Origin of the sequence: Pseudoalteromonas luteoviolacea, from assembly GCF_000814765.1 — a bacterium.
Classification (GTDB): Bacteria; Pseudomonadota; Gammaproteobacteria; order Enterobacterales; family Alteromonadaceae; genus Pseudoalteromonas; species Pseudoalteromonas luteoviolacea_H.
On the sequence record NZ_JWIC01000007.1, the window covers coordinates 150,854 to 175,275 of the forward strand.

24 protein-coding genes are annotated in these 24,422 nt (G+C 41.1%); 11 read left to right on the forward strand and 13 right to left on the reverse strand.

Annotated features, from left to right (window positions below):
• Positions 1-5: 5 nt before the first annotated feature.
• Positions 6-731 (reverse strand): tetratricopeptide repeat protein, encoded by a 726-nt coding sequence (locus JF50_RS15170; protein WP_039610284.1) that lies wholly within the window; start codon positions 729-731, stop codon positions 6-8.
• A gap of 316 nt (positions 732-1,047) precedes the next feature.
• Between JF50_RS15170 and JF50_RS15175 the strand changes: the two genes are divergently transcribed.
• Complete coding sequence (locus JF50_RS15175; protein ID WP_152614558.1) at positions 1,048-1,857, forward strand: DUF6279 family lipoprotein; 810 nt, start codon at positions 1,048-1,050, stop codon at positions 1,855-1,857.
• 70 nt (positions 1,858-1,927) lie between these two features.
• On the opposite strand, the gene JF50_RS15180 is transcribed toward JF50_RS15175, so the two are convergent.
• Both JF50_RS15180 and JF50_RS15185 read right to left on the reverse strand, forming a co-directional pair.
• The gene (locus JF50_RS15180) at positions 1,928-2,560 is read right to left on the reverse strand and encodes a flavin reductase family protein (RefSeq protein ID WP_039610286.1); all 633 of its coding nucleotides are present in this window, start codon (positions 2,558-2,560) and stop codon (positions 1,928-1,930) included.
• A gap of 4 nt (positions 2,561-2,564) precedes the next feature.
• The gene (locus JF50_RS15185) at positions 2,565-3,284 is read right to left on the reverse strand and encodes an SDR family NAD(P)-dependent oxidoreductase (RefSeq protein ID WP_039610287.1); all 720 of its coding nucleotides are present in this window, start codon (positions 3,282-3,284) and stop codon (positions 2,565-2,567) included.
• A gap of 193 nt (positions 3,285-3,477) precedes the next feature.
• Here JF50_RS15185 and ppc point away from each other — a divergent pair, with 193 nt between their 5' ends.
• The 3 genes from ppc to cdd all read left to right on the forward strand — a co-directional run bounded on the left by ppc (position 3,478) and on the right by cdd (position 7,567).
• Entirely contained in the window at positions 3,478-6,111 is a 2,634-nt protein-coding gene (gene ppc, locus JF50_RS15190) for a phosphoenolpyruvate carboxylase (RefSeq protein ID WP_039610288.1), read from the forward strand.
• A gap of 189 nt (positions 6,112-6,300) precedes the next feature.
• Positions 6,301-6,669, forward strand: coding sequence for a hypothetical protein (locus tag JF50_RS15195; protein ID WP_039610289.1), 369 nt, complete (start codon positions 6,301-6,303; stop codon positions 6,667-6,669).
• A 43-nt stretch (positions 6,670-6,712) separates the two neighbouring features.
• Entirely contained in the window at positions 6,713-7,567 is an 855-nt protein-coding gene (gene cdd, locus JF50_RS15200; protein WP_039610290.1) for a cytidine deaminase, read from the forward strand.
• 16 nt (positions 7,568-7,583) lie between these two features.
• On the opposite strand, the gene udp is transcribed toward cdd, so the two are convergent.
• Complete coding sequence (gene udp, locus JF50_RS15205) at positions 7,584-8,348, reverse strand: uridine phosphorylase (RefSeq protein WP_039610291.1); 765 nt, start codon at positions 8,346-8,348, stop codon at positions 7,584-7,586.
• A 258-nt stretch (positions 8,349-8,606) separates the two neighbouring features.
• On the opposite strand from udp, the gene JF50_RS15210 reads away from it, so the two are divergent.
• From JF50_RS15210 to JF50_RS15220, 3 genes are all read left to right on the forward strand, one after another.
• Positions 8,607-9,386: a DUF2189 domain-containing protein gene (locus JF50_RS15210; protein ID WP_039610292.1), complete on the forward strand. Its 780-nt coding sequence runs from the start codon at positions 8,607-8,609 to the stop codon at positions 9,384-9,386.
• Between the two features lie 285 nt (positions 9,387-9,671).
• A complete protein-coding gene (locus tag JF50_RS15215; protein ID WP_039610293.1) occupies positions 9,672-10,784 on the forward strand; it encodes an arginase family protein in 1,113 nt (370 codons plus the stop codon).
• A gap of 224 nt (positions 10,785-11,008) precedes the next feature.
• The gene (locus JF50_RS15220; protein WP_235423453.1) at positions 11,009-11,653 is read left to right on the forward strand and encodes a transporter substrate-binding domain-containing protein; all 645 of its coding nucleotides are present in this window, start codon (positions 11,009-11,011) and stop codon (positions 11,651-11,653) included.
• A 28-nt stretch (positions 11,654-11,681) separates the two neighbouring features.
• On the opposite strand, the gene JF50_RS15225 is transcribed toward JF50_RS15220, so the two are convergent.
• Together JF50_RS15225 and JF50_RS27900 are read right to left on the reverse strand one after the other, a co-directional pair.
• The gene (locus JF50_RS15225; RefSeq protein WP_039610294.1) at positions 11,682-11,933 is read right to left on the reverse strand and encodes a VF530 family DNA-binding protein; all 252 of its coding nucleotides are present in this window, start codon (positions 11,931-11,933) and stop codon (positions 11,682-11,684) included.
• Positions 11,934-11,958: 25 nt separating this feature from the next.
• Entirely contained in the window at positions 11,959-12,255 is a 297-nt protein-coding gene (locus tag JF50_RS27900; RefSeq protein ID WP_080760259.1) for a DUF1496 domain-containing protein, read from the reverse strand.
• Positions 12,256-12,435: 180 nt separating this feature from the next.
• Here JF50_RS27900 and JF50_RS15230 point away from each other — a divergent pair, with 180 nt between their 5' ends.
• Positions 12,436-12,666 carry a TIGR02647 family protein gene (locus JF50_RS15230; RefSeq protein WP_039610295.1) on the forward strand — a complete coding sequence of 77 codons (231 nt, stop codon included), beginning with the start codon at positions 12,436-12,438 and terminating at the stop codon, positions 12,664-12,666.
• 22 nt (positions 12,667-12,688) lie between these two features.
• On the opposite strand, the gene maiA is transcribed toward JF50_RS15230, so the two are convergent.
• On the reverse strand, positions 12,689-13,315 hold the full coding sequence (gene maiA / locus JF50_RS15235) for a maleylacetoacetate isomerase (protein WP_039610296.1): 627 nt from the start codon (positions 13,313-13,315) through the stop codon (positions 12,689-12,691).
• A 75-nt stretch (positions 13,316-13,390) separates the two neighbouring features.
• Positions 13,391-14,686 carry a homogentisate 1,2-dioxygenase gene (hmgA, locus tag JF50_RS15240; protein WP_039610297.1) on the reverse strand — a complete coding sequence of 432 codons (1,296 nt, stop codon included), beginning with the start codon at positions 14,684-14,686 and terminating at the stop codon, positions 13,391-13,393.
• A gap of 118 nt (positions 14,687-14,804) precedes the next feature.
• On the opposite strand from hmgA, the gene JF50_RS15245 reads away from it, so the two are divergent.
• Positions 14,805-15,251: a MarR family winged helix-turn-helix transcriptional regulator gene (locus tag JF50_RS15245; RefSeq protein WP_039610298.1), complete on the forward strand. Its 447-nt coding sequence runs from the start codon at positions 14,805-14,807 to the stop codon at positions 15,249-15,251.
• Positions 15,252-15,298: 47 nt separating this feature from the next.
• Here the strand turns inward: JF50_RS15245 and JF50_RS15250 are convergent, their stop codons facing one another.
• From JF50_RS15250 to JF50_RS15260, 3 genes are all read right to left on the reverse strand, one after another.
• Positions 15,299-16,123 (reverse strand): hypothetical protein, encoded by an 825-nt coding sequence (locus JF50_RS15250; RefSeq protein ID WP_039610299.1) that lies wholly within the window; start codon positions 16,121-16,123, stop codon positions 15,299-15,301.
• A 218-nt stretch (positions 16,124-16,341) separates the two neighbouring features.
• Entirely contained in the window at positions 16,342-19,491 is a 3,150-nt protein-coding gene (locus JF50_RS15255; RefSeq protein WP_039610300.1) for a TonB-dependent receptor, read from the reverse strand.
• Between the two features lie 44 nt (positions 19,492-19,535).
• A complete protein-coding gene (locus JF50_RS15260) occupies positions 19,536-20,387 on the reverse strand; it encodes a S1/P1 nuclease (protein WP_039610301.1) in 852 nt (283 codons plus the stop codon).
• Positions 20,388-20,608: 221 nt separating this feature from the next.
• On the opposite strand from JF50_RS15260, the gene JF50_RS15265 reads away from it, so the two are divergent.
• Together JF50_RS15265 and JF50_RS15270 are read left to right on the forward strand one after the other, a co-directional pair.
• Entirely contained in the window at positions 20,609-21,499 is an 891-nt protein-coding gene (locus JF50_RS15265) for a hypothetical protein (protein WP_235423454.1), read from the forward strand.
• Positions 21,496-22,419 (forward strand): hypothetical protein, encoded by a 924-nt coding sequence (locus tag JF50_RS15270; RefSeq protein ID WP_039610302.1) that lies wholly within the window; start codon positions 21,496-21,498, stop codon positions 22,417-22,419. The genes JF50_RS15265 and JF50_RS15270 overlap by 4 nt, the downstream gene beginning before the upstream one ends.
• A gap of 46 nt (positions 22,420-22,465) precedes the next feature.
• Here the strand turns inward: JF50_RS15270 and ushA are convergent, their stop codons facing one another.
• Both ushA and JF50_RS15280 read right to left on the reverse strand, forming a co-directional pair.
• Positions 22,466-24,049 carry a bifunctional UDP-sugar hydrolase/5'-nucleotidase UshA gene (gene ushA, locus JF50_RS15275; RefSeq protein ID WP_039610303.1) on the reverse strand — a complete coding sequence of 528 codons (1,584 nt, stop codon included), beginning with the start codon at positions 24,047-24,049 and terminating at the stop codon, positions 22,466-22,468.
• Between the two features lie 64 nt (positions 24,050-24,113).
• On the reverse strand, positions 24,114-24,302 hold the full coding sequence (locus JF50_RS15280; RefSeq protein ID WP_039610304.1) for a hypothetical protein: 189 nt from the start codon (positions 24,300-24,302) through the stop codon (positions 24,114-24,116).
• Between the last annotated feature and the right edge of the window lie 120 nt (positions 24,303-24,422).

A 24,422-nucleotide genomic window follows, 5' to 3' on the forward strand; every position in this document is an offset into this window, starting at 1 on the left:
CACTTTTATTCGGCGAAGCCACTACCTGCGATATAGGTTTTGGCTTGAATTTTGTGATAAATCTCGTTGGCGATGCGCTGCCCTCTTTCTAACTGAGAGCGAGATAAGCTTTGCTCATCTAGCTGGCGGCTCTCTGCTGCTTGTGTGTAACCGTTAAATTCGGCAAGCAGATTCCAAATATACGAGCGTTCTACATTTTTTTGTACGCCTAAACCTTGGTAGTAGAGCAGGGCAAGATTGTACATAGCCAATGTATAGTTATTGGCTGCTGCACGTTCGTACCAAAAGCGCGCTTTGACATAATCTTGAACCACGCCGTCACCGTTGGCATTCATTACACCAAGGTTAAATTGTGCGGCAGGTAAGCCTTTTTTTGCAGCTTGAGTAAACAGGTCTACGGCTTTTTGCTTATCTAGTTTAACCCCACGTCCATCTTGATAAAGCACAGCAAGGGCAAACATCGCATCAGCACTTCCGAGTTTCACAGCCCTTTGCAGCAGTTCAGCTGCTTTTCTAGGGTTTTTCGGTACGCCATAACCACCGTCATACATTTTGGCCAATTCATACATACCGGGTGCAAAGCCCATGTCTACTAAATATTGAAATTCTTTAATGGCAATATCAAATTTACCTTGATTTGCAGCAGCGATGCCTTCTTCTAACCCTGCAAGTGTTGGCGTAGAGCTTAGAATTAGCCCCGAGAATAAAAGTGTTTGAGTTAACTTTCGCATCTTAATTTCTCCTTATGGCACAGGGTTTTTCGTTTAGTTTAATGCACATAGTATAAATATGCAGTTTAGACTATAACCTTATGAAGGGAAATAAAAAAAGCCCTTTCGGGCCTTTTAATTTTCATATCTACCGTCACCGATATGAGCAATGTAGCAAGTAAATGAGTTTGTGAATATACTGGGTCGAATAGCAATTCACTTAATGAAGTAAGTCTTGTGCGTATAATCAAAACCACCGCTTCATTGAGAATGATTATCAATAACTTTTTATTGATTGTCAACTGCAAATGATAATTAATTGTGTTTGGGAGGGGTTGTGTTTAGGTTTACTTGGGTTTTTTTAGCGTTGTTGATGCTGACAGGTTGTTTTTATGGGACTGTGTATAAAAACTCAGACAGGTTGGCGTTAAATCAGCTCGAAAAATATGTAGCGCTCACAGACGATCAACAAGCATGGTTTTTAAAAGAGTTTGGGCAAGTGCAGGTGATACACCAGTCTCGTTACTTGCCAACTTATCAAGAGTGGTTAAGTGTGCTTAAAAATGGCTGGAAGGACATGGATGAGCAACAGCTATATGAACTCAGCATGCGGGTTAACGCACATTGGTATGAACTCATAGAGAGCCTAGAGCCAGCCTCTATTAAGTTTCTGATGTCACTGGATAATTCGCAAAAAGCACAACTGATCGACAGTATTAAAGAAAAAATGCAATTGAGACAAAACGATGTCGATAGGCAGGCGAGGGCCCTAACACGTTTTGAAGATATTTTAGGAAGTTTAGATAAAAAACAAAAAGACATGATAGCGAGACATGTCGATAAAACTGCTTTTTATCAAGAAATAAGGGCATTGAATAATCAAAATAGACTTGCAGCAATCGAGTCACTATTAGCGCAAAAACAGCTAGGTGAAGCTGACATTATAAAACTAGGGCGCTACGTTGTTAACCATCCTCGCTATTGGCCTGAACACCGTATTGAGAAAAGGGAGCGACGTATTCGAGATCAAATCAAGTTCATGTTACGGCTTAGAGAAACGCTATCCAATAATCAACAAGAGGAATTAGCTCACTATTTTGATGAGTTGAGTGATTTACTCGTGGTGCTTAAAAACACTAAATTGTAAAGTCATGGGATAAATGCTGGATTTGATTCCAGCATTGATTGAAGTTTGCTAACAGCAGCGTGTCAAGAGGTTATGCTTTTCGCGTCACAGGCAAATCCGGTTTGGCGTATTCCAATCTGTCTATCTTGCTGGTGGTGTGATAACAGTCGAGTCCTGATACTGCCACTGTGTCTAATTGTTCAAGGTTAATAAATCCATCTTCTTTTACAGCAAGGTCAGCGACTTCAACATGAACAATTTCGCCAATAACCAGTACCGTTTTATTAAGCTCAATGGTTTGATGCTGTCTTAATTTTAAGCCAATTTTAACTTGGCTCTGTGCAACGAAAGGCGCCTCAAAACTCTCGTGATAGCATGGCGTTAGTCCTGTTTCATCAAATTCAGACTGGTCTTCGTCGTATCTAGCCGATGTCTGATGTGCTTCTTGCCAAATAAGTGAGTTAACGTGGTTTATTGTGTATGTTTCGGTTTCTAATATATTCTCTAATGTGTCACGTCTTACGCTGTGAGGTCTGAATATGACACCTAGTAAAGGAGGATTAGCGCCAAGATGAAAAACAGAGCTGACGATAGACAAGTTCTCTTTGCCATTTAAATCACGTGTTCCGATCAAATTTGCGCTTTTATACCCCGATAAGCTGTTTATAAAGTGGGCTCTATAACGTTCAGGGAGATCGAGTATGTCTTGGTTGTTAACAATCATTTTATTACCATTGTATGTTCTTACCTTGCCAGTCAATGAAGTCGACGGCACCGTTAAATTCTCTGTTGTTTTGAAAGATATTGAGTTGCTCAGCAACAAATTCAGGTTTAAATAATTTTTCTGCTGGCACATTGTTTTGAAATGGTTTTGAGAGTGCTGAGTCCGTTGTGCCAGGGTGAAACAACATTAACTTTGCATTGCACTTGCGTCTTTGCAGTTCAATGCTAGCGGTTTTGAAAAGCATATTGAGTGCGGCTTTCGACGCTCTGTAGCTATACCATCCACCAAGTTGGTTATCTGAGATGCTGCCTATACGGGCACTGAGTGCAGTAACGACGCACGGTGTTTGTGTTGAAAGTAAGTGCGGCATAAATGCTTGCAACCACATGAACGGGATTGTTGTATTGATATGCATGAGCATGCCAAAGTAATCAATGTCAAAAGACTCAAGACGTTTTTCGGGCATGTGGTCTTCTGTGTGCAGTACTCCATTGCATATGCTTATCGAATGGATTGCTGGGTATATACGAGATACCCGAGTGGCCAACTCGTCAATATTCGATTTTGTATAATCGGTTTCAAATTTATTTAGGTGCGGATGCGATGTATTTATTATTTCACGGCTTATAGCGACAACATGGTCATTGTGACGTAAGTGTAAATTGACCAGCGCTTTGCCAATTGCGCCGCTTGCCCCGATTACAACGGCCGTTTTCTGAGCCATGATGAAGGTACCTAACTTATGTTTTTGTAGTGTACGGTATTATTCGGGAATTGGATCACTAAAGCGTCTTTTCGCAGTTGATGTCCCTATGTGCATAAATCGTGTTGGTCAAAAAGTGTAACCAAATGGTCTTTTCATTTATGTATGTTTAACAGTATATTGGATTGCATAAAATGTATTCAAAGGAAAGTGTATGGATCAGCAATATACAAATCTTCGCCGTAATGTGAGCCTGCTAGGTGAATGTCTTGGGGCAACCATAGAACATGCTCAGGGCTCAGAATTACTTGAAAAAGTTGAACAGATCAGGCATCTCGCTAAAGCATCGAGAGGGGGCGATGATCAAGCCAGAGAAATGCTAATCGATACGCTCAAAGCGCTTAGCAACGAAGAATTGTTGCCTGTGTGCAGAGCATTCAATCACTTCTTAAACTTGGCGAATGTAGCTGAACAATATCATACGATATCAAAAACCGGTGCGCCTGGCGGTTCGTTTGATACGATTGAGAGCACGATTAAAGAGCTTGCCGATCACGTAGACAAAGGGACCTGTTCTCAAGCAGACGCATTACAAGTTTTGTCTACGCTACAAATTGAACTGGTTTTAACTGCTCATCCAACAGAGGTTACTCGTCGGACAATTATCAGCAAGCATGTTGAACTCAGTGACTGTTTGAAGGAGCTTGAGAGTATAGCGTGCTCAGGTGTAGAGCGTGAAACAATTGTTTCTAGGATAGCGCAGCTCATCTGTCAAGCATGGCATACTAATGAAATTAGAGACAAACGCCCGACGCCACTGGAAGAAGCCAAGTGGGGATTCGCTGTAGTGGAAAATAGTTTGTGGCATGCCATTCCTCAGTTTGTGAGTGAACTTAGTAAGATGGCTAAACAGCATTTAGGCATTGATTTACCGCAAAGTTTTTCACCGATTAAACTGGCTTCTTGGATGGGGGGAGACAGAGATGGTAACCCCAACGTCACAGCTAAAGTTACTCAGAGTGTGCTGGATCATGGGCGTTGGATGGCATTGGATCTGTATTATCGCGATCTAGATAAGCTCAGTGCAGAATTATCCATGAGCGGTGCAAATCAGTCGCTGCTGTCGCGAACTGGTGAAACAAATGAACCGTATAGAGCGTTGCTTAAAAGTTTAAAAGCAGATGTACGTGAAACCATCGACTTCTTAGAAAGTAAAATTAAAGGCTCGCCGACGTCATGCCGAGATAAAATTAAAGACACAGAGCAACTACAAACTCCGCTGTTAATTTGTTTTGACTCACTCAATGAATTAGGCATGGAAGTGGTGGCCAAAGGCTTGTTATTAGATGTTCTAAGGCGCTTGAACTGTTTTGGTGTTAACTTATGTCAACTTGATATTCGCCAGGATTCGGCGCGTCATACAGAAGTGCTTTCAGAGCTAACTAGGTACTTAGGCGTGGGTGATTATGCTCAGTGGTCAGAGCAAGATAAACAAGCGTTTTTACTGTCTGAGTTAAGCTCTAGGCGGCCTATAATTCCAAAACATTGGCGGCCTAGTGAGTCTGTCAAAGAGGTCATTGATACGTTTGATGTGATTGCACAGCAAGACCGCGCATCTTTAGGCATTTATATCATATCGATGGCGCAATATGCATCGGATGTACTTGCAGTTCAACTACTTTTAAAAGAGAGTGGTGTGGGATTCAATTTGCCTGTCGCGCCGTTGTTTGAGACGCTGGACGACCTCAATCGTGCCGACACGGTCATGACCGAGTTATTTAGTTCGAGCTGGTATAAAGGTCATTTGTCTCATCAGCAATATGTCATGATAGGTTATTCTGACTCTGCAAAAGATGCAGGGATGATGGCGGCCGGTTGGGCGCAATATCGAGCGATGGAATCGCTCATTGAATTAGGTGATAAACACAGCATTAAAATGAAGTTATTCCATGGGCGCGGTGGCACCATTGGACGCGGAGGCGCACCAGCACGCCAAGCATTGCGCTCACAGCCTCCAGGCTCATTGAAGCATGGTTTGAGAGTGACGGAGCAAGGTGAAATGATCCGTTTTAAATTTGGTCTTCCACCGGTTGCAATTCAAAGCTTGTCCTTATATGCCAGTGCGATTATTGAAAACAATTTATTCCCTCCACCAAAGCCAAAAACACAATGGCGCGAGGCTATGGACCTGCTCAGTGAAGCGTCATGCGAAAGGTATCGCAAATATGTACGAAATACGCCAGACTTTGTGTCGTATTTCAGAAGTGCAACGCCTGAGATTGAACTGGCCAAACTACCACTCGGCTCGCGTCCCGCAAAACGTAACCCAAAAGGGGGGATAGAGAGCCTCAGAGCCATTCCCTGGATTTTCGCTTGGAGTCAAAACCGCCTTATGTTACCTGCTTGGCTCGGTGCAAATGAAGGCTTGAAAGCGGTTCTAAGTTTGGGCGGGGATGCCCTCATCGAGGAGATGAGTGAACTATGGCCATTTTTTAGAACTCGCCTAGAAATGCTTGAGATGGTGTTTTGTAAGGCTGATCTGTGGTTAAGCGAGTATTATGATGAGCGATTAGTGCCGGAAAACTTACAGATCATTGGCAAGCAGTTACGTGCTGAGCTCAAGGAAACAACGGAAGAGATCTTACGCTTGGCACCAAAGGGGAGCCTATTATCAGCTCAACCATGGGTTAAAGAATCAATATCATTACGGAACCCTTACACAGATCCGCTGAATTTATTGCAAGTAGAGTTGTTAAAAAGGACGCGAAGTACGGATGCGGATACTTTAGATAGCGCACTGATGATAACCATGATGGGTATAGCGGCAGGTTTGCGTAATACTGGCTAGTGCTTATGTATTATTTGTATTGCTTTATCACATATATATAACTTGTGGAAATAAAAAACCAATCCTTTGTGGTTGGTTTTTTATTTTTTACTCATTTTTAAATCTTATTTCATTGACAGCAGCGAGCTTTAAATTAAAATCCTTGCCCTCTTTATTAATTTATTAATCGATCTTTCTGCAGAGTTCTATATGTCAGCATTATCAACCAGTATTACTTATGATAAAACAACGTCACTCATCTTAATGACCGTGCGTGGCAAAGCCGGAGCTGAAGATGTGGTGAATGCTTATAAAGCTGCTAAAGCTTATTCTGAGCAACATGGTAGTAGAAAGGTACTGGTCGACGTGTCTGAGCTAGAGCACAAGTTTGCTGCAATTGATATCGTTAATGTCATGCCTAGGGTGGCACATTACCTGACAAATATACAGATAGCTCGGGTAGTAGGGTTTGAGGGTTACATGCACGATCTCTTCTTACAAAAAGTCAAAAGATTTGGCATTCATGCAGAAAACTTTGAATGTTTTAAATCTGCGAAGGAATGGTTGAGTAACGCATAAAACCTGCGTAAACTGGCATGCCATATTCTATAATAATTAAATTATGGTAATAATAGACAACAAAACAGAAGAATATATTTTCGATATTGCGAAGCAATCCAATGGTACGCTCAGTGCGAATATCGTCTCCCAACTGACAGAACGGCTTCACTGTGAGCTAGAACAACTGCAACAAGCTTTATTGCCAGTCGCCGCAAAATTCTCCCAAGCACCCATCTCACAATTTCTTGTTGGCGCTGTCGCTTTTGATAAAGTGACGGGAAATATGTACCTTGGTGCTAATCTAGAGTTTAAACATCAAGCGTTATCTTTGGTTGTTCATGCTGAGCAAGCAGCCATAAATAACGCGTGGATTAATGGTGCTCAAGAAATCACTTCAATTGCGATTAACGCGGCACCATGCGGATTCTGTCGCCAGTTTATGAATGAGCTAAGCTCTGCTGGAAATTTAACAATTTTACTTCCGACTGGGACATACTCGCTCAGTGAGCTTCTTCCTTGTGATTTTGGTCCAAATGATTTGGGTAATGCTTCGTCGTTAATGGCAAATACTGCATCTAATATTAATATCGATCTACCTATCTCTGATGCGCTTAAACAGCATTTACGATTTGCTTATGTTCCATATACTGAGAATCTATGTGCCGCTGAGTTAGTATTGACTGATGGGAGAGCATTTTATGGCAGATACGCTGAGAATGCAGCGTACAGCCCAAGTCTGTCGCCAATGAATAGTGTTTTGAGTCAATTAGCGCTGTCTGGTGAGCAACTGGATGAAGCGGATGTAGAACAAATTACCCTGGTTGAAAGGGCTGGGTATGAGAATCAAAAATCCGTGGCGCAAGCTGTATTAACGAGCTTAAAAGGTAATGTGCCTCTCATTCACCACGTATTTTAGTAAAGTAGGCGCTAGCCTACTTTTCTTGTGTCAGTAATATTTCAGCTGCTTTAATAACAACAGACACTGCACGTTTTTCGACAAGCTGATGGTCCACATCTGGGATCTCTTGTCGAGTTCGATTAACTAAGACGCCTGCGACACACGCTGCTTTAAGTCCCAGTGCCGCACACATAGTGAACAGGGTCGCGGACTCCATTTCATAATTCATGACGTTTAGCTTTTGCCATTCCTCGCATGAACCTTGGAAGGCTTTAGAAACATAGCCTGAGAAAGTATCGTAACGTTCTTGACCTGGGTAGAAGGTGTCACTGGAGGCAGTAATACCGGTATGGTAAGGCACACCTTCAAATTCACATGCTTGTACCATAGCTTGCGTGCTATGGAAATCAGATACTGCTGGATAAGCCAATGGCGCAAAGTGCTGACTCGCACCGTCTAATCTGACAGATGCTGTACTAACCAGAATATCGCCTTCGTCAATTTGCGGCTGGATTGCGCCAGTTGTGCCAATTCGAAGGAAAGTTTTAATACCAAGTTGAGCCAGCTCTTCAACGGCAATTGACGTAGATGGACCGCCAATCCCTGTTGAGCATACTACAACAGGTTGCTCTTTGATTGTCGCAAGGTAAATGTGAAATTCTCGCGTTTGCGCTAGGCAAATTGCATTATCTAGCTGTTGTGCAATACGCTTTGAGCGTTCTGGATCACCAGGCACGATTGCAAGTGTGGCCCCTTGAAGATCTGCTTTGGTCAACCCTAAGTGAAATACCTTTTCCATAAAAAACCTTTTTATGTTCTAAAACGTAATGGTTAAAGTTAGCGAGTTTTAAGTACAGGACACATGTCCGCTACGTTCATTCAAGTTAACCAATTGCTCACTTTAAAGGCGAGCTTGGTTTCAATAAAGGTAAACTTGTTACTTACGACCAGATAATATCGATTTGATCAATAAATACTTATATGAACTATTGCAATGCTTGCATGTTGGGCCTCGCTAATCTAAACCTTAATATAGCAATGTAGAGAGGACAATTTTATGCCAACATCTCACTCAGTAGATAAAAATCCGGAGTTCGCACGGTGTTTGGAGAGCAATCAGATCGCCGCTCTAGCACCATTTCACTGGCTGTCGTTAGCTTGCAAAGATATTGTTAGAGCGCCTATTCTCAGTCTCGTTTATGGTTTAGTTTTTAGCATTATCCCTGCTTTTATTATGTGGCTTGTCTTTCAGTCTGGCACGCATTTAGTGATATTACCGGCGTCAGTCGCCTTCGCGCTTATTGGTCCAGCGTTTGCTGCTGGGTTGTACGATGTTGCATGGGAGTTAGAGAAAGGACACAAACCAACATTAATACACAGCCTGAAGTCTATGTTTCGAAACCCTGCGGGTGAGTGGGGCTTTGCTATTTTATTGATGGTCATTATGATTGTATGGATGCGGTTAGCTGCCTTGATACATGCGCTATATCCAAATGTACCCAACCCTAATTTTGAGCAACTCTCTGCTTTTTTAGCTTTGGGTTCCATAGTAGGGGGTGTGCTCATGATGGCTGTCTTTGCTATTTCGGCATTTACGCCGCAAATCATGATGGAACGCCGTGTTGATATCATGACAGCAGTCGTGTCGTCTATTCACGCTGTGGGCACCAATGTGCCTGCGATGATTGTCTGGGGATTGACGATTGTTACGCTGGTGCTCATTGGATTTTTGACTGGCGCAGCTGGATTTATCATTATAATGCCATTGTTATCCTATGCGAGTTGGCACGGCTACATTGCGATTATTAAAACCAAAAAACCTAGAGGGTACGAATAACTAGACAGGTTCTGTGAATATTCAGCCGCTGTAAGAGAAACGCATTTCTCTCTCAGTGGTTGACTTATATTTCTGCCATGTTATATCAGCGTTATTCTTATTGTAATTTTCTCTCAGCTCAATTTATTAATTGTACATATCTTTGAATTTAAATAAGTTTAGTTTAAATGGCTTTGCAGTTCTTGAGATGACATTTGATTATATTTGGGTCGAATTCAATAGCGGATTACGTTTTTGAAGTAGAGTTAATTTAGCATGATTATGCAAATTATTGAGGAGCACGCTATGAGCAACAGCAAATCACAATACCTTGAAAAACTAGAAAATTGTTTGTGCCCACCAGGTGATGGTGTTTTTACTGTAAACACAGCTAAGGAGCGTAAAGACGCACTTAGACAAAAGCTATATGGTCAAACTGAAGGTGTTGAAGCGCTTTGGAAAGAGTCGTTACAGAATATCGATGATAGCGAGCATAAAGCAGCGATTTTGGGTATCAGCTCAGACTGTGGCGGTGGTATTTTGCGCGGTGCAAATTGGGGGCCACTCTTTTTAAGAAGTACTTTAATAGAACAGCAACCACAAACTTCTGCGTTTGATCTCGGTGATGTGCGTGTGATACCTCATTTACTTCATGATAAGTATTTAAATGAAGGCACTATCTCAAACTGTCAAAAAGCGCTTTATCAGGACGAAAATAGTGATTACTTTGTCGCACCGCTTTCAATTACTGAAGACGTTTGCGACGGATTTTACAAGCACTACCCTGAAAAAGGCGTGTTTGGTATTGGTGGTGACCACTCTATCAGTTACCCGCTGACAAAAGCATATTTGAAAGCTAAAAGAGAGCAGGGGAAACGCACTGCAATTATTCACTTTGACGCACATACAGACTTACTGGTAGAAAGATTAGGTATTGATCTGTGCTTTGGTTCATGGTGTACCCACATTCTTGAGTTCTTACCTGCTCCACATCACTTGATTCAGTTCGGCATACGCTCAAGTGGTAAAGCGAAAGAACATTGGGAAGGCACGTTTGGTGTTAAGCAACACTGGGCGCATGAAATTCGCGAGCAAGGTGCAGATGCAATTGTTGCCGGTGTCATTGAACAACTTAAAGCTGACAAGGTAGATGAACTTTACGTGAGTTTTGATATCGATGCGCTTGACGAAGAGTTTGCTGCGGCTACAGGTACACCAGAGACGGGTGGTTTGACGCCAGAGGAAGCGTTGACAATCTTGAAAGCACTTGCAAAAGAGTTTCCAATTACAGGTGCTGACATGATGGAAATTGCACCGTTTACAGACAGTTCTTTAGCTGGGCAGTCAAGTTCAGAAACGACTTTACGTGAAGGGGCTAAAATCTCTGCATTCTTAATTGATGCGATGAACAAAGCATAACACGTCTGATTAAGGGGGGAAGCCCCCTTTTTTCCTACTTTATACTCCAGGTTGTGAGTGTATTCACATATATCCTCTGCAAATTTCACAGAGTTGTATTTCTTACCTATAGTTTATAGACATAAACCTAGTCTGATTGGAGAGATGAGTTGTATCGGTGGGTGCTTGGATGCTATTTCCTTTTATTCGTAGCGGTCGCTCAGGCTAATTATACGCTTAATATCGTGACCGAAAATTTTCCAAAATTCCAATACTTAAATGGTGAGGGAGAGTTGGTTGGTAGTGCGGTAGACAAGGTAAAATCTGTCCTGGATAATTCTGAGATAAACTATCGTATTTCAGTTGAAAGTTGGACGACAGCATATAATACCGCTGCACGAGATGATAATACTTGTATTTTCTCAATGGCTAAAAATGAGATACGGGGTGAAAAGTTTAATTGGATTTTCCCCATTAGTAAGTTCACTACATCTTTTTATGCGCTAAAGTCGTCACAAATCTCCCTAGAATCAATTGAAGATACGAAACAGTATAAGGTTGCGGTGATTAAAGATAACTACAGTCACCAATTTTTGGTTAAAAATGGGTTTATTGAAGGGTATAACCTAGTACTGATAAATTCATTTGATCGCGTATTTGAGTTACTTGAAACGAGGCGAAAATTTGTCGATTTGGTTATTTTAAGTGACAACCAGTTTGAGTTTAAACGTCAACATGAACCATTGAGCGAGTTATTGGAGCCAGTTTTAACTTTACACAATTTAGATACTGAACTTTACTTTGCCTGTAATAAAAGACTATCTCCCCATGTTGTTAAGAAAATCATATCGAGTTATGAGCAGTTACAAAGCGGTAAAGTCATGGAGTAAGAGGTAGTTACCTCTTACTCACTTGCACTTATTTAGACTGAGGGCTAGTTGGCCACGAAAAGCTGTGGAAAGTGTCTAGATAAAGTTGCTCGACTTTTTCTCTGGCCCATGGGGTTTTGCGTAAAAATTTTAAGCTAGACTTAACCGATGGATCTTTTTTGAAGCAGTTTACATTAACGTGTTGCGCCATTTCTTCCCAGCCAAGTTCAGCTTCAAGTTTTTCCACTATATCTTGCAGTTTTACACCATGAAGAGGGTTATTTGGTTGCTGTGTACTCATGTTTAAACCTAAAATTCGCGACGCGCTAGTGTACTCTTATCTTACCTCTGAGATCCAGCCTTTTAGGTATCCCATCTTTGTCAAGCTGCAACCAAACGAGCTGGCTATCCGGTTGGTTGGCATATTTATGGCTACATACATAAAGTTTATCAAACTGTTTGATTAATGCGCCTTCACTGTATTGAGATGAATTGAACCAGCAAACGCGCTGTGGTGAGTCAATAAATACCCGAGGTGAATTTACTTTTGCATATACCGGCAAGCAACATAAAAAAAGTATTAAAAATGATAAAAAATTGATCTTATACATGGCATTACTCATAGTCTGGGCTAATGTTTATTAGGTCGAAGTACGTTTATCGGCACTAATGTTACGGTATTAATTTAGTAATGGTAACGGCTGTTCAAAAGGATTGTCAGCGGCAACACCGTCTGACCGATTATATTTAAATGTAAGCACAAGTCATGCCCGAATGGTAGCTTGATTGTAATAGGGGGAAGTATGGCATTTGACACTCAGTTAATGGCGGAACTAGAACTATTGGCAAAATTTCCAAGGAGTAGTTTACACCAAGGCCTCAAAATACATAGTAGTGCGGATCAAAGCATATTAGCTGCAGCGGAGCGGTTATTTGCAAAAGGGGTAATTGATAGGCCTGATGGAGGATATTTGACAGATTTAGGCCACGACTTGCTCGCTCATATTGACCAAGTTCATGGGGCATTAAAGTAACACCCCACGACCAGAACTCTAGTTAAGCTGCATCCGGTTGATTCTCGGGTGCTGCCTTAATAAACGCTTCCAATGTATTACAGTGAGCGTAAACTGCTGCAATCTTCGGGAATTGCGTCATGTCCACTTTGAAGCGTAGTGCATTGAAGACCTGTGGAACCAAGCAAAGATCTGCCAGCGTTGGCTGCTCGCCGAAGCAGAACGGGCCTTCGCCTAATGTGGGTTCTAACTTTTTAAACCCTTCGATAATCCAGTGTTGATACCATGTTGTTTTTTGCTCATCAGTAACGCCTAACTCACCGCTTAAATATTTAAGTACGCGCAAGTTGTCAATAGGGTGGATATCACATGCTATGGCGTAACTGAAATTACGAACCTGTGCTTTTTGCCAAGGATCAGACGGTAAAAGGGGCGTATCTGGGTGTGTTTCTTCTAACCATTCTAGGATAGCCAAAGACTGTGCCAAAGTCCCTTGCTCAGTTTCCATTGCAGGTAAAAGGCCCTGTGGGTTTTTATCTGTGTAAGGTGCTTGCTGCTGTTCAGATTTAAGAAGGTTAACCCCTTCAAGCTGGTGCTCAATGCCTTTTAAGTTAAGCGCGATGCGGACGCGATAAGCCGCAGATGAACGGAAGTAAGTGTATAGTTTCATTTTTAATCCTTATTCACGACAAAGGCCACAAGTGAGTGGCCAGTATAAATGCGTTTGTTAGGGCAAGTTTTTCTATTATGCACCTTTATAGTACTTTTTAATGCCTTTCCAGCAATCTGAATAGTTTGGCTGACGCTCTTTGCCTTCTAATGCATATTTCGTCGGAGAAATAACATAGCGTGACTCGAACATAAATGCCAAAGTATTCTCATAGCGCTGAGGTTCAAGCTCTGCATTTGAGGCTTTTTCAAATACATCTGCTTCAGGGCCATGCGGAGACATACAGTTATGTAAGCTCATACCGCCTGGAACGAAACCATGCTCTTTTGCATCATATACGCCTTCAATAAGCCCCATAAATTCACTCATAATGTTACGGTGATAATATGGTGGGCGGAATGTATTCTCTGCGACCATCCAACGAGGTGGGAAGATAACAAAATCAACATTCGCTACACCTTCTTCGCTAGAAGGAGAGGTTAAAACAGTAAAGATTGACGGATCTGGGTGGTCAAAGCTAACCGTATTCATCACATTAAAGCGAGAAAGGTCATATTTATAAGGGGCGCTGTTACCTGTCCATGCAACAACATCCAGCGGAGAATGTCCGATATCACAGCGGAATAGGTTACCGTTAAACTTAGCAACTAGCTCAAAGTCACCTTCAAGGTCTTCAAAAGCAGCGACAGGGTATTGGAAGTCACGTTCGTTGGTATACCCATTTGCGCCAACCGGTCCACGCTCAGGTAAGATATAAGGGTGGCCATAGTTTTCGCAAATATAACCACGTACTTGTTCACTGATAAGTTCTACGCGGAATTTAAGACCTCGTGGAATAACTGCAATTTCTCCAGGTTTAATTGCAAGCTTGCCACATTCAGTGTGCAGTACGAGTTCGCCTTGTTGAGGAACAAATAGCAACTCACCGTCTGCGTTGTAAAAGTATCGGCCTTCCATTGAAGCATTTGCGACGTATACGTGAATACCGATGCCGACTTGACCATTGGCACTGCCGTTAGCAGCCATTGTAATAAGGCCATCAATGAAGTCTGTTGTTTCAGCTGGTACTGCCACTGGGTTCCAACGTAACATTGACGGTGGTGTTGGTACCTCAGTGATAGGGCCTGTTCTCACTAGACCATTGTCCATTGGCTGGTATTCGCCTTGTACAACTGAAGGGCGAATACGATAGAACCAATTTCTGCGGTTTTCAGCGCGAGGGGCAGTAAATGCGGTTGTATTGTATTGCTCAGCGTATAGGTCGTATTTCACTTTTTGTGGTGAAAACTGACCTACTGGTAACGCACCTGGTAGGGCTTCGGTTTCAAATTCGTTACCAAATCCTGTCAAATAGTCGAATTCTGTACTCATTTTACGTAGACTCCATTGATGTTTTCTGTAAGATACTCTCATGTGAGAGTAATTGCAAACATCCTGAGAAAGATGTACTGTAAATTAATAATTACAAAATAGAGAGGCGCTTTGCACCGTGAGTAAATCAGTGATTTTAGATATTAGTCAATTTTTGCCTTACCAACTGGTTGCACTATCTACAAAGGTAAGTAATGATTTTGCGCAAGTATACAGTCAAGAAGCAGGACTAACGCAGGCTCAATGGCGCGTCTTGTCACATGTGATCAATATTGAATTTGCAACAGCAAAGCAAATTTGTGAGCTAGCTAATATGGATAAATCCACGGTGTCACGCGCTATTAAGCAATTAGAAGAGAAGCAAATTTTGACACTCACCAAGCACCCTGAGGATAAGCGAGCCACAGTAATTGCATGCACAGATGAAGGTGTATCGTTATTTAAACAGTTAACACCCAAAGCACAAGAGTGGGAGCAAAGTTTATTATCTAATTTTTCAGACAGTGAGAAAAGTACATTAAAAATGCTGATTGAAAAACTATCGCAAAGCGTTGATAAAGCCTAGAAAAGGATTGCCGTATTGATAGATATATACGCCAATCCCCCTTAAGGTTATAAGCCGCGCAGTTTGTTTATGACCACTTGAATACCATCAAATTTAGTTTTTCTATACTCCGCTTCTTTGGCTCTTTTTAAGTTTTCCCAGTAGATTTCATCATCTGGATATTGAGGCTCGATAACATAAGACGCGAGTGTATTGCCATGCGGATCTCTTAAAGAGCATTTGTATTCTACAACTTGGCCGTAGGGATCTGGTGATTCACATTGCTCACGTAAAGGTAAATCGGCAGTTTTTTTCTGCCTAAGCATAGTGTCGAGTATATTGGCAAGGTTATGTGCTTTGGTTGAAACGACACTTTTAGACACGTAACCCTGTAAATAGCGTTCGGTGTAGATAGCGACTGTCACGGATGCTGCTAGGGCATAGGTATCTGCCATATAATAAAAGTCATTATTATAGCGAGCATTGAGCGCTCTATGATTAATCACATCTTCTGACTTAACCAGTAAGCTACTCAGTAAAGCAAGATCAGGGCGACCATATCTGGCAGTATCTGAATAGTGCTCCATGGATGATTCTAAAGCGTTAAACTCTGAAATGAATTCAAACTCAGCATCGCGAATAATTTCAGCTCTTACGCGCTCCTGAATTGCCTGTAAACTTGCTTCGCTTAACATGACGTAATTTGGCCCACCAGAACCAAAAAAGCGATTGAACAGGAGTGACCCGACACCCGAGAGTAATTGGTCTTTAGCCAGATCTAAAATTTGCTCACCGGCACTGGCTGTGGCTGCTTCTTGTTGAGTTGCGTAGGTAGGAGTGGCAGTAATACTGCCTAACATGATGACACTGAATAGTCGTGTTTTTAGTTTCATTTGAACTTATCCTTTTCAAAAAAACATAGCTGTATTTATATCTTTTTAAACACCTGACTTCATAAATATTATATTCCTAAAGTGTTTCTGTTGTGTGAATTGAACAATAAGTTTAGCTGGTGTTGTAGGTCAAGTGATCACTCAGTGAAAGACAAAGAAATAAAAAAGGCCAGTATTAAACTGGCCTTTGACATCTAATTACATGTTTAAGTTAGATATTAGAATTTGTAGTTAACACCTAACTTGATACGCCATGAAGAACGCTCTGCGTCAAATGTTGTAGGAGCTTCGTCTTCATACCCTTCGCTATAAACGTACTGGTTAGTTGGTTGGTCATATTCAACACCGACTAGTTCACGATTGTTGAAGAAGTCTGTTCTGTAGACTTTACCTGCACTGCTGTCGATTAGGTTAAGTAGATTCTTAACTGAGAAATAGACCGACCCTTTGTGACCTTCCATGAAGCCAGGGATTTCTTGCGTAAATTTAAAGTCTAAACGCGTTGTCCACGGACCAGTTACTGTATTACGGTCAACAATACCGCCAGCATGACCACCTAAACCATTTTCGTCAATGACAGCTTTTAATTGCTCATAGCTATAGCCGTCAGCATATCTTACTTTAGTATCATCAGCACCTGTAGGGATATAAGCTAGGAATTCACCGTCGTCGAAGTTGTTTTGGCCACCGAACGTATCGAAGCCGTTTGCAAATATCCAGCTATAAGGTCTGCCAGAGCTACGTTCACCTTGTAGTGAGAAAGTAGACTTGTAGCCTGCAAATAGCTCAGTAGAATACGACACATTTAGCTTGAAGCTATGTTCAATTTCATAACGGCTGCGGCCAACGACAGGGTTGTTTCTGTCAGCTGTGTTGTATTTCTCATAGTTTGAGTTTGCAGTAGAAGACGTACCGCCAACCAGAGATGATGCGTCTTGATTTGCGTAAGAAGCATTCACATACAAGCCATTTTCAAATGCTTTTGCAAGACTGAAAGTAAATGTCTTACGTGTACCACCGTCACCATTTGTTAGCATGATATCAGCACGGTCGCGCTCGTCTGTACCTACGTAGATATTACGGCCATCAGGACCGACTACCACTTCTTGTGTCTCACGGTATAGTTCGTGCCAACGGACAGCATCTTTCTCTTTTACATACATGAAGCTTGCTTCAAGGTCCCAGTTATCACCAAGGCCAATGCTAGAGAAATCCGCTGAGTAGTTTGCTGTAATACCGTAACGCCACTCTGAAGGTAGCTCGAAATTAGGGTCGATTAAATTAACGTCGCCATCACCTTCAGCCAGCGTTGCACCTACAGGAGGCTGGGTAAATCTATTATCGTTCTCACTCGTGGCTTCCAGGTCAACAAGACTGGTGTCTGCACGTACATTGATTTGACCATCGTTTGAATATGAGTTAGAAATCCAAACATTTGGTGTACCACCGTAGTAGCGACCAACACCACCACTGATTGTTAGGTCTTCAGCTGCTGTCCAGTTAAAACCTAGACGAGGTAGAATGATGTCTTTACCATCTAAACTGTTAGTGTTTGAAAAGCCATATAATCCAGTGAAAGTGCTATTTTCACGGATTAGACCTGATGTTGAAATACGCTCGTAACGAACACCTGCATTGATCCATAGGTCGTCACGAATGTCCCAACGATCTTCCACAAACATGTGTAGGTTTTGTACTTCGAAATCTGCCGCAGCGTCGTTCGGGTTGCCTGTGTGTGCATTTGAGTATGAAACTCGGCTTGCCTTACCTGCTTCGAAGTCTGCTAAAGAGTCAAAGGTCCAGTCGCCGCGAGAGAAAGGTACGAACTGGTTGAATACGTCAATCTTTTCAACACCAATACCAAAGCTTAGTGTGTGGTAGTCAAACAGGTATTCACCCTCAACGTCAATGGTGGTCGTTGTATTTTCTAGTTTGTTTGCGTGACGGTATGGATCTGTACCGAAGTAAAGTCTATTGTCGTCAAAGTCAATACGGACTTGAGCTACTTTAGCATCGTTTAGCGCATCAGAGAAAGGGGCTTGATCAGTCTTAGTGTCTTTGTACGACACTTTAACCTGAGTTGAGAACTCATCAGTCCAATCTGAATAGAATTGTGCGGCGTATGAGGTAATTTCACCTTTTTTATCATACCAGTTACTCAATAAAGAGAAACGGCTACTGCGCGTATTCTGCGGCGTAATTGAGTTGTCCGTTGAATCTTGGTATGTGAATGCTGCACGGTGATAATCGTTGATGTTCCAATCAAGTTTTAGCAATAGCTTTTCACTATCATCGTTCAAGCCGCTAGGTACATCACCTGTGTTCACACCATATTTACTGCTTGCTACGCTTTGAACTTTTTCAATATCCGCGTTAGTTAACCAGTCAAGCTCGTTTGCTGCACCAGAACCTTGCACGCCCCATTCAGTAACATATGGTGTTGTTGACTCTTCATAAGCAACAAAGAAGAACAGTTTGTCTTCGATGATTTTACCGCCCAATGCTGCACCAAAGGTTTTGCGCTCGTATTGTAAATCAACGTCTGTACCATCTTCACGCTTTGGTGTGCCAGCTAGAGAGTCATCTTCATATTCGTAGAAGAATTCACCAGAAAGCTCGTTGGTACCAGACTTAGTAACTGCGTTTACTGATGCACCTGTAAAGCCTGACGCTTTTGCATTAAATGGTGTGATATCAACAGAAACTTGGTCAATAGCAAGAAGAGAAATTGGAGAGCCGTTAGTCGGGTAACCGTTGTCGTTTAGACCGAAGTCATCATTTTGTTTAACACCATCAATAGAGATGCTGTTGAAGCGAGGGTTTACACCCGCCACTGACATTTCACCACGAGAATCATCAGAGATGTTTACAAGCGGGTTTTGGCGAACAATGTCTTTTAGGTCACGGTCAAATGAAGGCGCACGTTCAATATCAGCAGCACCATATACACTACCGATAGTGTCTTTAGATGCATTGATAATTGAATGACGAGAAGAACCTGTGATTGTGATTGTTTCAACATCAGAGTTAAGTTCGATATCTAAAGCAGATGTCTTACCTAGTGTTAGGAATAAATCTGTTAGCGTTTTGTCTCTGTGTTTTTGAGAGTCGATCACGACAGTGTAAGGACCACCTACGCGCAAACCAGACGCATTGAACACACCACTTTCATTAGGAGAAAAAGTTTTCTTCGAACCTGTAGGTTCGTGAATGATAGTGACAACAGACGACGTATCAGGGTTTCCTTTTGGTCCTACGACCGTACCTTTGATAGTTGCTGTTAAAGAGTTCGCGCTAGCAGCACCACTAGCACCAAGGCCAGCGATAACCGCTAGAGAAAGTGCCGTTTTGCGTAGTTGCGTTTTCATTATGTTGTTTCCCGTGTTATTAGGTTTAGTAGTTAGTTTAAATATCATTTCTCAAAACTTTTATTTGTAGCAAGCGCATTAATTAAAGGCTTTGATTGAGTGTCAAAAATTTGGTTTAGTAAACCCGCTAATCTATAACCGCCTTGTTGAAGGCGTTGTTTTATAGTTGGCGTGTATTTATATATATAACTCCAACTTATTTCAGTTTCATTGCTCTTATATATTTCTTCAGCGATTTTATTCGATTCTAATAACCAATCAGCAGGTGAACTGTTTAAATAATTAGCAATTAATTGTTTATTCGAGGTTGTTACTGAGCGAGTAAATTCTGTGTAAGATAGCTTTTGATGTTCCACTAGCTCCGTGTCGAAAACTTTATGAAGGTTAGTCGACTTTCCAAAAAATTCTACTTCTATCTTGTTTCCGCCAAGGTCTTCGGCTCTTCCTGCGTGAAAAGGCTGGTGCGCGTCACCCACTAAATGAACGAGGAACTTTAGCGCAAACTGTTTGTCTTCATGTGTAGAGGAAGTGCTCTTTAAAACGTTAACAGCATAGTTAATACCGTCAAGAATGTGTTTTACTTCATGTTTATGTTCAATAGAGCCATTGTCGTAGCGATGCATTTGTGAAGGGTCATCAATATTGATGTAGTGCCATTTACCGGATTGTTTTTTCCAGAAAGGGCTCGGGCTTGAACGCATTTCATCTGGCCATGTAGATACTTCGGCCAAGGAGTCATCACCTAAAAGGAGTTGCACTTGGGACATAGCGGTATGGCTGAGATTGTTTTGCGCAAGTTCACCGATCACTCGATGTCCATTTTGGCCCCAAGCAAAGGCAGAGCTGCTCATAAGGCAAGTACTTAGTGCTAAAACTGTAATTGAACTTCTAAACATCATTCACTCTACAAAATGTAAATCAGATAAAGACCTTGTATTCCAATGCGGTCAATTGTCCGGTTTTTTAAGGAAAAAAAAAGGAGTCAATAGAATTCATAATTTCTTGTTAATAAAGTAGTAAATTCAATGACTTACTTTTGATTGGTAAAATTACCTATTGCAATAAGTAAAGAAAGTTGATCTAATAAGCTTGTAAGGAATAAAAGAATCTAGTTGATGTGAAATACAATCTCAAATTAAGCAATAATACAACCATTGTTACAGTTTTGTTTCTGTCTGTTTTGGCATGTTTTTACCTCGCAAAGCAGTTAAATAGCCCATCTGTTGTTGTATTACCAAACCTGTTGGAAAAGCACATTCAATGTCAAACTCGTTCAGTGTCGAATAGTCAATCATTTAATGTGCATGTACCGGTAAAAAAGCTTGCGGATACGCTGGCACCTAAATTGTGTTCGGATCCGGTGTTAGCCAAGCAATATGGGTTAGTGAATATCTATTGGAGCGGGAACTTAGCTGAGCAAATTGATTTTATTGCCAAAGGTTTAGCTGATTTGACACTGTCAAAGGATAATGTCATGAAAGCATTAATGGCGGAGTCTACATATAGCTACCGCTCTGTGATTGGTTACCCTGAATACACCGCATTTTTTATTTCTAATCGAGAAAAGCCTAAGCTAGAAAAAGCTTATTTCTTGGACAAGAAAATAGGACTGTTAGATTATCCGACTAGTCGCTCAGGGCATATATTGCCTAAACAGACTTTTAAATCGTTGGATATTGATATTGATGCTTTGGACATACAGTATGTTACTTCTCATGAAATTTTGAGAGAGAAGCTGTCATCAGGTGAGTTAGACATCATTGCTACCTACTGGAATGAGGAAGATGAAGCGTATTTTTCAAAAAACTATATTACGCCAACGGGAAGTAATATAAGTGGGAGTAAATGGTATTTAAAGATGGTGAATGATAACACCGAATTGGCCTGCTCCCTGCAGGGCCTTTTACATCAAGTTATGAAGGATACTGGCTCAAGTTATTTCGATAGCATCAAACAGTACTGGCAGTGTAGCGTCTTTCCCTATGAGTTTTTGGGAGAAAATGAATGAAAAAGCTAAAGAAACTCGCCACATTTACGTCTTATCTAATGTTCTTTTTAATCATTTTTATCGTGATGTCAAAGTCGACAATCGACGATGTTATTTATCATGACCTACAAGAAGTTAAACTGAGGGTTTCTCTGGATAAACATCGCCTGCCATTAGCTGATCCTATGCTAAATTACTCTGGTGATCCAGAAGCGTTGGCCAGCTATATAAGTGATATTAATCAAAGTTTAAAAGAGCAAAATAGTCGGGTTAAGTTGATGTCAATTTCGAATACGCCTTTATTGCCATCTGAAGGCCTGAGTGTTGAACATTTAAATGCGCCCGGAAATAGAACCTACATGCTTTTTAAACTAAATACGGAGCAAAATAATTTTTTACTGATTTTTCCTCTGGTATTTGCCATATTGAATTTTGCGCTACTAAAAAATGTCTCTAGAAGAAAACATAAGATTCAGGTTCGCGATAATATAAAACCGGTAATACCAAAAAAAGTGATATTGCAAATAGATTTATATTCGAAAACTTTGCAGTTAACCTCTGACAAAGAAACCAAAGTACAGTTAGCGAATAAACCCTTATGTTTTTATCTCGCTTTATTGGAATATTGCAGAGCTTACCCTGACGCATCTTTGAATCAAAATAAAGAGCTGCCGGATGAATTACTCGATTTAGCAGATAAATATTTTCACCGACTGATATCATTGGGTCATACGATTAGAAAAAGGCCGAACTTTTCTAATAGCTTAGAGAAAACGTTGAGCGAGATCCGGGCTGCACTCGATGAATTGCTCGTAAGCACACCTGATTTAAAAGCAAAGTACTACCCTCCAAAAGCGCATGGTGAGGGATCTCGTTCTAAGTTGCACAGTTATGCACTTACAAACATCGTGGACAATGATATAGATATACTAGGAAAGTAAATAACAAGCATACGGCGCTAAACCGTATGCCTGAATTTAAATGGTTTTATAGCGTGTTGACGTCTATTGGAGAGTATTTTTCTATATATGCTCTTAATACTTGAGCATCTGTACTATCTGTATTTTGAAAGCCTTTCTTTTCAGTGAGTATTGGATAGCCATCTCCTCCAGCAGCATTATAGCTATTAATACTCATTCTATAGGTCGCATTAATATCAAATTTTTTGCCATTAATAGATTTAATGACAGCTTTTGAGTTTACTATACTAAAATCGATTTTATGGTATTGAAGGTAAGCCCCCGCGTCAGGTGGGAAACTGCCCACGATAGATAAATATTCGATTAACTCAGGGCCCTGCCAGTCGATATAAGCAACGCGATTTTTAAAAGGATGGACTGTTAAAATGTCTTTATAATTAACGTCGCCAGCGTTCATGCTTGCGCGTATGCCACCACCACTGATAATGCCAAAGTCTGCACCAACCGCTTCCGTTTGTGCATTGATAATTAAATCAGCGAGTTTGCTTTGCTCAAATCTGACAAGATCTCTACTGCCGTCAAGGAATGCGTTTATAGAACCTACTGCCCCGGCAAGTTTTTCAGCGCCTTTTTGTTGATAAGGCAATAAAAATTCATAGAGTGATTTGTCTTTTTTAATTTCATCAGCAATAAAGTCGCCTTGTTCATTTTTTAAATTAACAGGAACTAGCTCATAACTGATGAGTGTTTTTCTACTTTCTTCGATTTTAAAGACCGCTTTACCAACATATTTACCCCACTCATGAGCTTGCATGATCCAGGTACCATTTTGCTTATCGGGCCAGCATGCTTTCCCTGCGGAAAATGTCGCATCTGGCTCCCCATTTTTGTCAACACAGATTGGCTCTTGCGAATGGCCACCGATGATCATGTCGAGTGTATTTGGCTTCAAGCTTCTTGCTAATGTGACATCACCGGGTGCATTAATACCATGATTTGCGTCATGGTAGTGACCCATGTGCGTCACCGCAACGACCACATCTGGTTGATACTTAGTTTTGATCATATCAACTAAGGGTTGTGTTGCTTTTGCTGGCGTAATGAAATCAAGGTGACCGATATATTGAGGATTAGCAATTTTAGCGGTGTCTACTGTTGTTAACCCAACAACGGCTATTTTAAGTTGACCTTTGTTGATAACGGTATAAGTTTGATAGGCGGGTTGCTGAGTTTTTTTGTCTATGATGTTGGCAGACAAAAGCGGGAAGTTGGACCAGGCAATTTGTTTATCAAGCACACTGAGTGGGTTGTCAAATTCGTGGTTACCAATTGCCATTGCATCATAACCAATGATACTCATGCCTTTAAAATCAGGTTCTGCAATTTGTAAATCTGATTCAGGGACGCCCGTATTGATGTCACCACCAGATAGTAACACCACACTGTGACCACTTTTTTCAGCTTCATTTCTTAGTTGATCGATAAGTGTTTTTCGAGCCGCCATACCATATTCACCACTTTCGTTATGCCAGAAGCGACCATGGTTATCATTGGTGTGCAAAACCGTTAAATATCTTACATTGTTACTTGCTGTGAGAAGTTGACAGCCAGCCAAAAAAGAGAGTAAAAATAAAGAAATAATTATGCGCATAAATTATTTTAAAAATCTGAACTTATTTATGCGCGTAGTTTAAAGCAATTACACAAAAATGGCATTACAAAGTTGTTTGGCTTTGAGTGTTACGAGAATTGAGTACGGCTTCTTCTCGTCTATTAAGCTCATTTTTAGCCAAATCTTGCTTTTCATGCTTGGTTTCAACCATCCAGTTTAAAAAGCAAGCGGGTAACTTATTATATGGCTCTCCCGCGTGTAAGCCAAAGTCACAAATTTGCTCTTCATTCATAATTTTGCCCCTGTATTTTTAAAAACTTACCTTGTTGCGTCAGTGTGGTTGCTGTGCGTTTTGCATGCAGTGTAGAGCGTTTTTAAAGTAAAAAAAACACTTTTGATCATAAAAATTAAC

Bases quoted from the DNA above. Each gene is read 5' to 3' on its own strand.
- JF50_RS27900 (WP_080760259.1), bottom strand. From the start codon at position 12,255: ATGAGTAATGCCATGTATAAGATCAATTTTTTATCATTTTTAATACTT.
- JF50_RS15210 (WP_039610292.1), top strand. From the start codon at position 8,607: ATGCCAACATCTCACTCAGTAGATAAAAATCCGGAGTTCGCACGGTGT.
- JF50_RS15230 (WP_039610295.1), top strand. From the start codon at position 12,436: ATGGCATTTGACACTCAGTTAATGGCGGAACTAGAACTATTGGCAAAA.
- ppc (WP_039610288.1), top strand. From the start codon at position 3,478: ATGGATCAGCAATATACAAATCTTCGCCGTAATGTGAGCCTGCTAGGT.
- hmgA (WP_039610297.1), bottom strand. From the start codon at position 14,686: ATGAGTACAGAATTCGACTATTTGACAGGATTTGGTAACGAATTTGAA.
- JF50_RS15260 (WP_039610301.1), bottom strand. From the start codon at position 20,387: ATGTTTAGAAGTTCAATTACAGTTTTAGCACTAAGTACTTGCCTTATG.
- udp (WP_039610291.1), bottom strand. From the start codon at position 8,348: ATGGAAAAGGTATTTCACTTAGGGTTGACCAAAGCAGATCTTCAAGGG.
- JF50_RS15170 (WP_039610284.1), bottom strand. From the start codon at position 731: ATGCGAAAGTTAACTCAAACACTTTTATTCTCGGGGCTAATTCTAAGC.
- JF50_RS15280 (WP_039610304.1), bottom strand. From the start codon at position 24,302: ATGAATGAAGAGCAAATTTGTGACTTTGGCTTACACGCGGGAGAGCCA.
- JF50_RS15185 (WP_039610287.1), bottom strand. From the start codon at position 3,284: ATGGCTCAGAAAACGGCCGTTGTAATCGGGGCAAGCGGCGCAATTGGC.
- JF50_RS15215 (WP_039610293.1), top strand. From the start codon at position 9,672: ATGAGCAACAGCAAATCACAATACCTTGAAAAACTAGAAAATTGTTTG.
- ushA (WP_039610303.1), bottom strand. From the start codon at position 24,049: ATGCGCATAATTATTTCTTTATTTTTACTCTCTTTTTTGGCTGGCTGT.
- maiA (WP_039610296.1), bottom strand. From the start codon at position 13,315: ATGAAACTATACACTTACTTCCGTTCATCTGCGGCTTATCGCGTCCGC.
- JF50_RS15270 (WP_039610302.1), top strand. From the start codon at position 21,496: ATGAAAAAGCTAAAGAAACTCGCCACATTTACGTCTTATCTAATGTTC.
- JF50_RS15255 (WP_039610300.1), bottom strand. From the start codon at position 19,491: ATGAAAACGCAACTACGCAAAACGGCACTTTCTCTAGCGGTTATCGCT.
- JF50_RS15250 (WP_039610299.1), bottom strand. From the start codon at position 16,123: ATGAAACTAAAAACACGACTATTCAGTGTCATCATGTTAGGCAGTATT.
- JF50_RS15225 (WP_039610294.1), bottom strand. From the start codon at position 11,933: ATGAGTACACAGCAACCAAATAACCCTCTTCATGGTGTAAAACTGCAA.
- JF50_RS15180 (WP_039610286.1), bottom strand. From the start codon at position 2,560: ATGATTGTTAACAACCAAGACATACTCGATCTCCCTGAACGTTATAGA.
- JF50_RS15195 (WP_039610289.1), top strand. From the start codon at position 6,301: ATGTCAGCATTATCAACCAGTATTACTTATGATAAAACAACGTCACTC.
- cdd (WP_039610290.1), top strand. From the start codon at position 6,713: ATGGTAATAATAGACAACAAAACAGAAGAATATATTTTCGATATTGCG.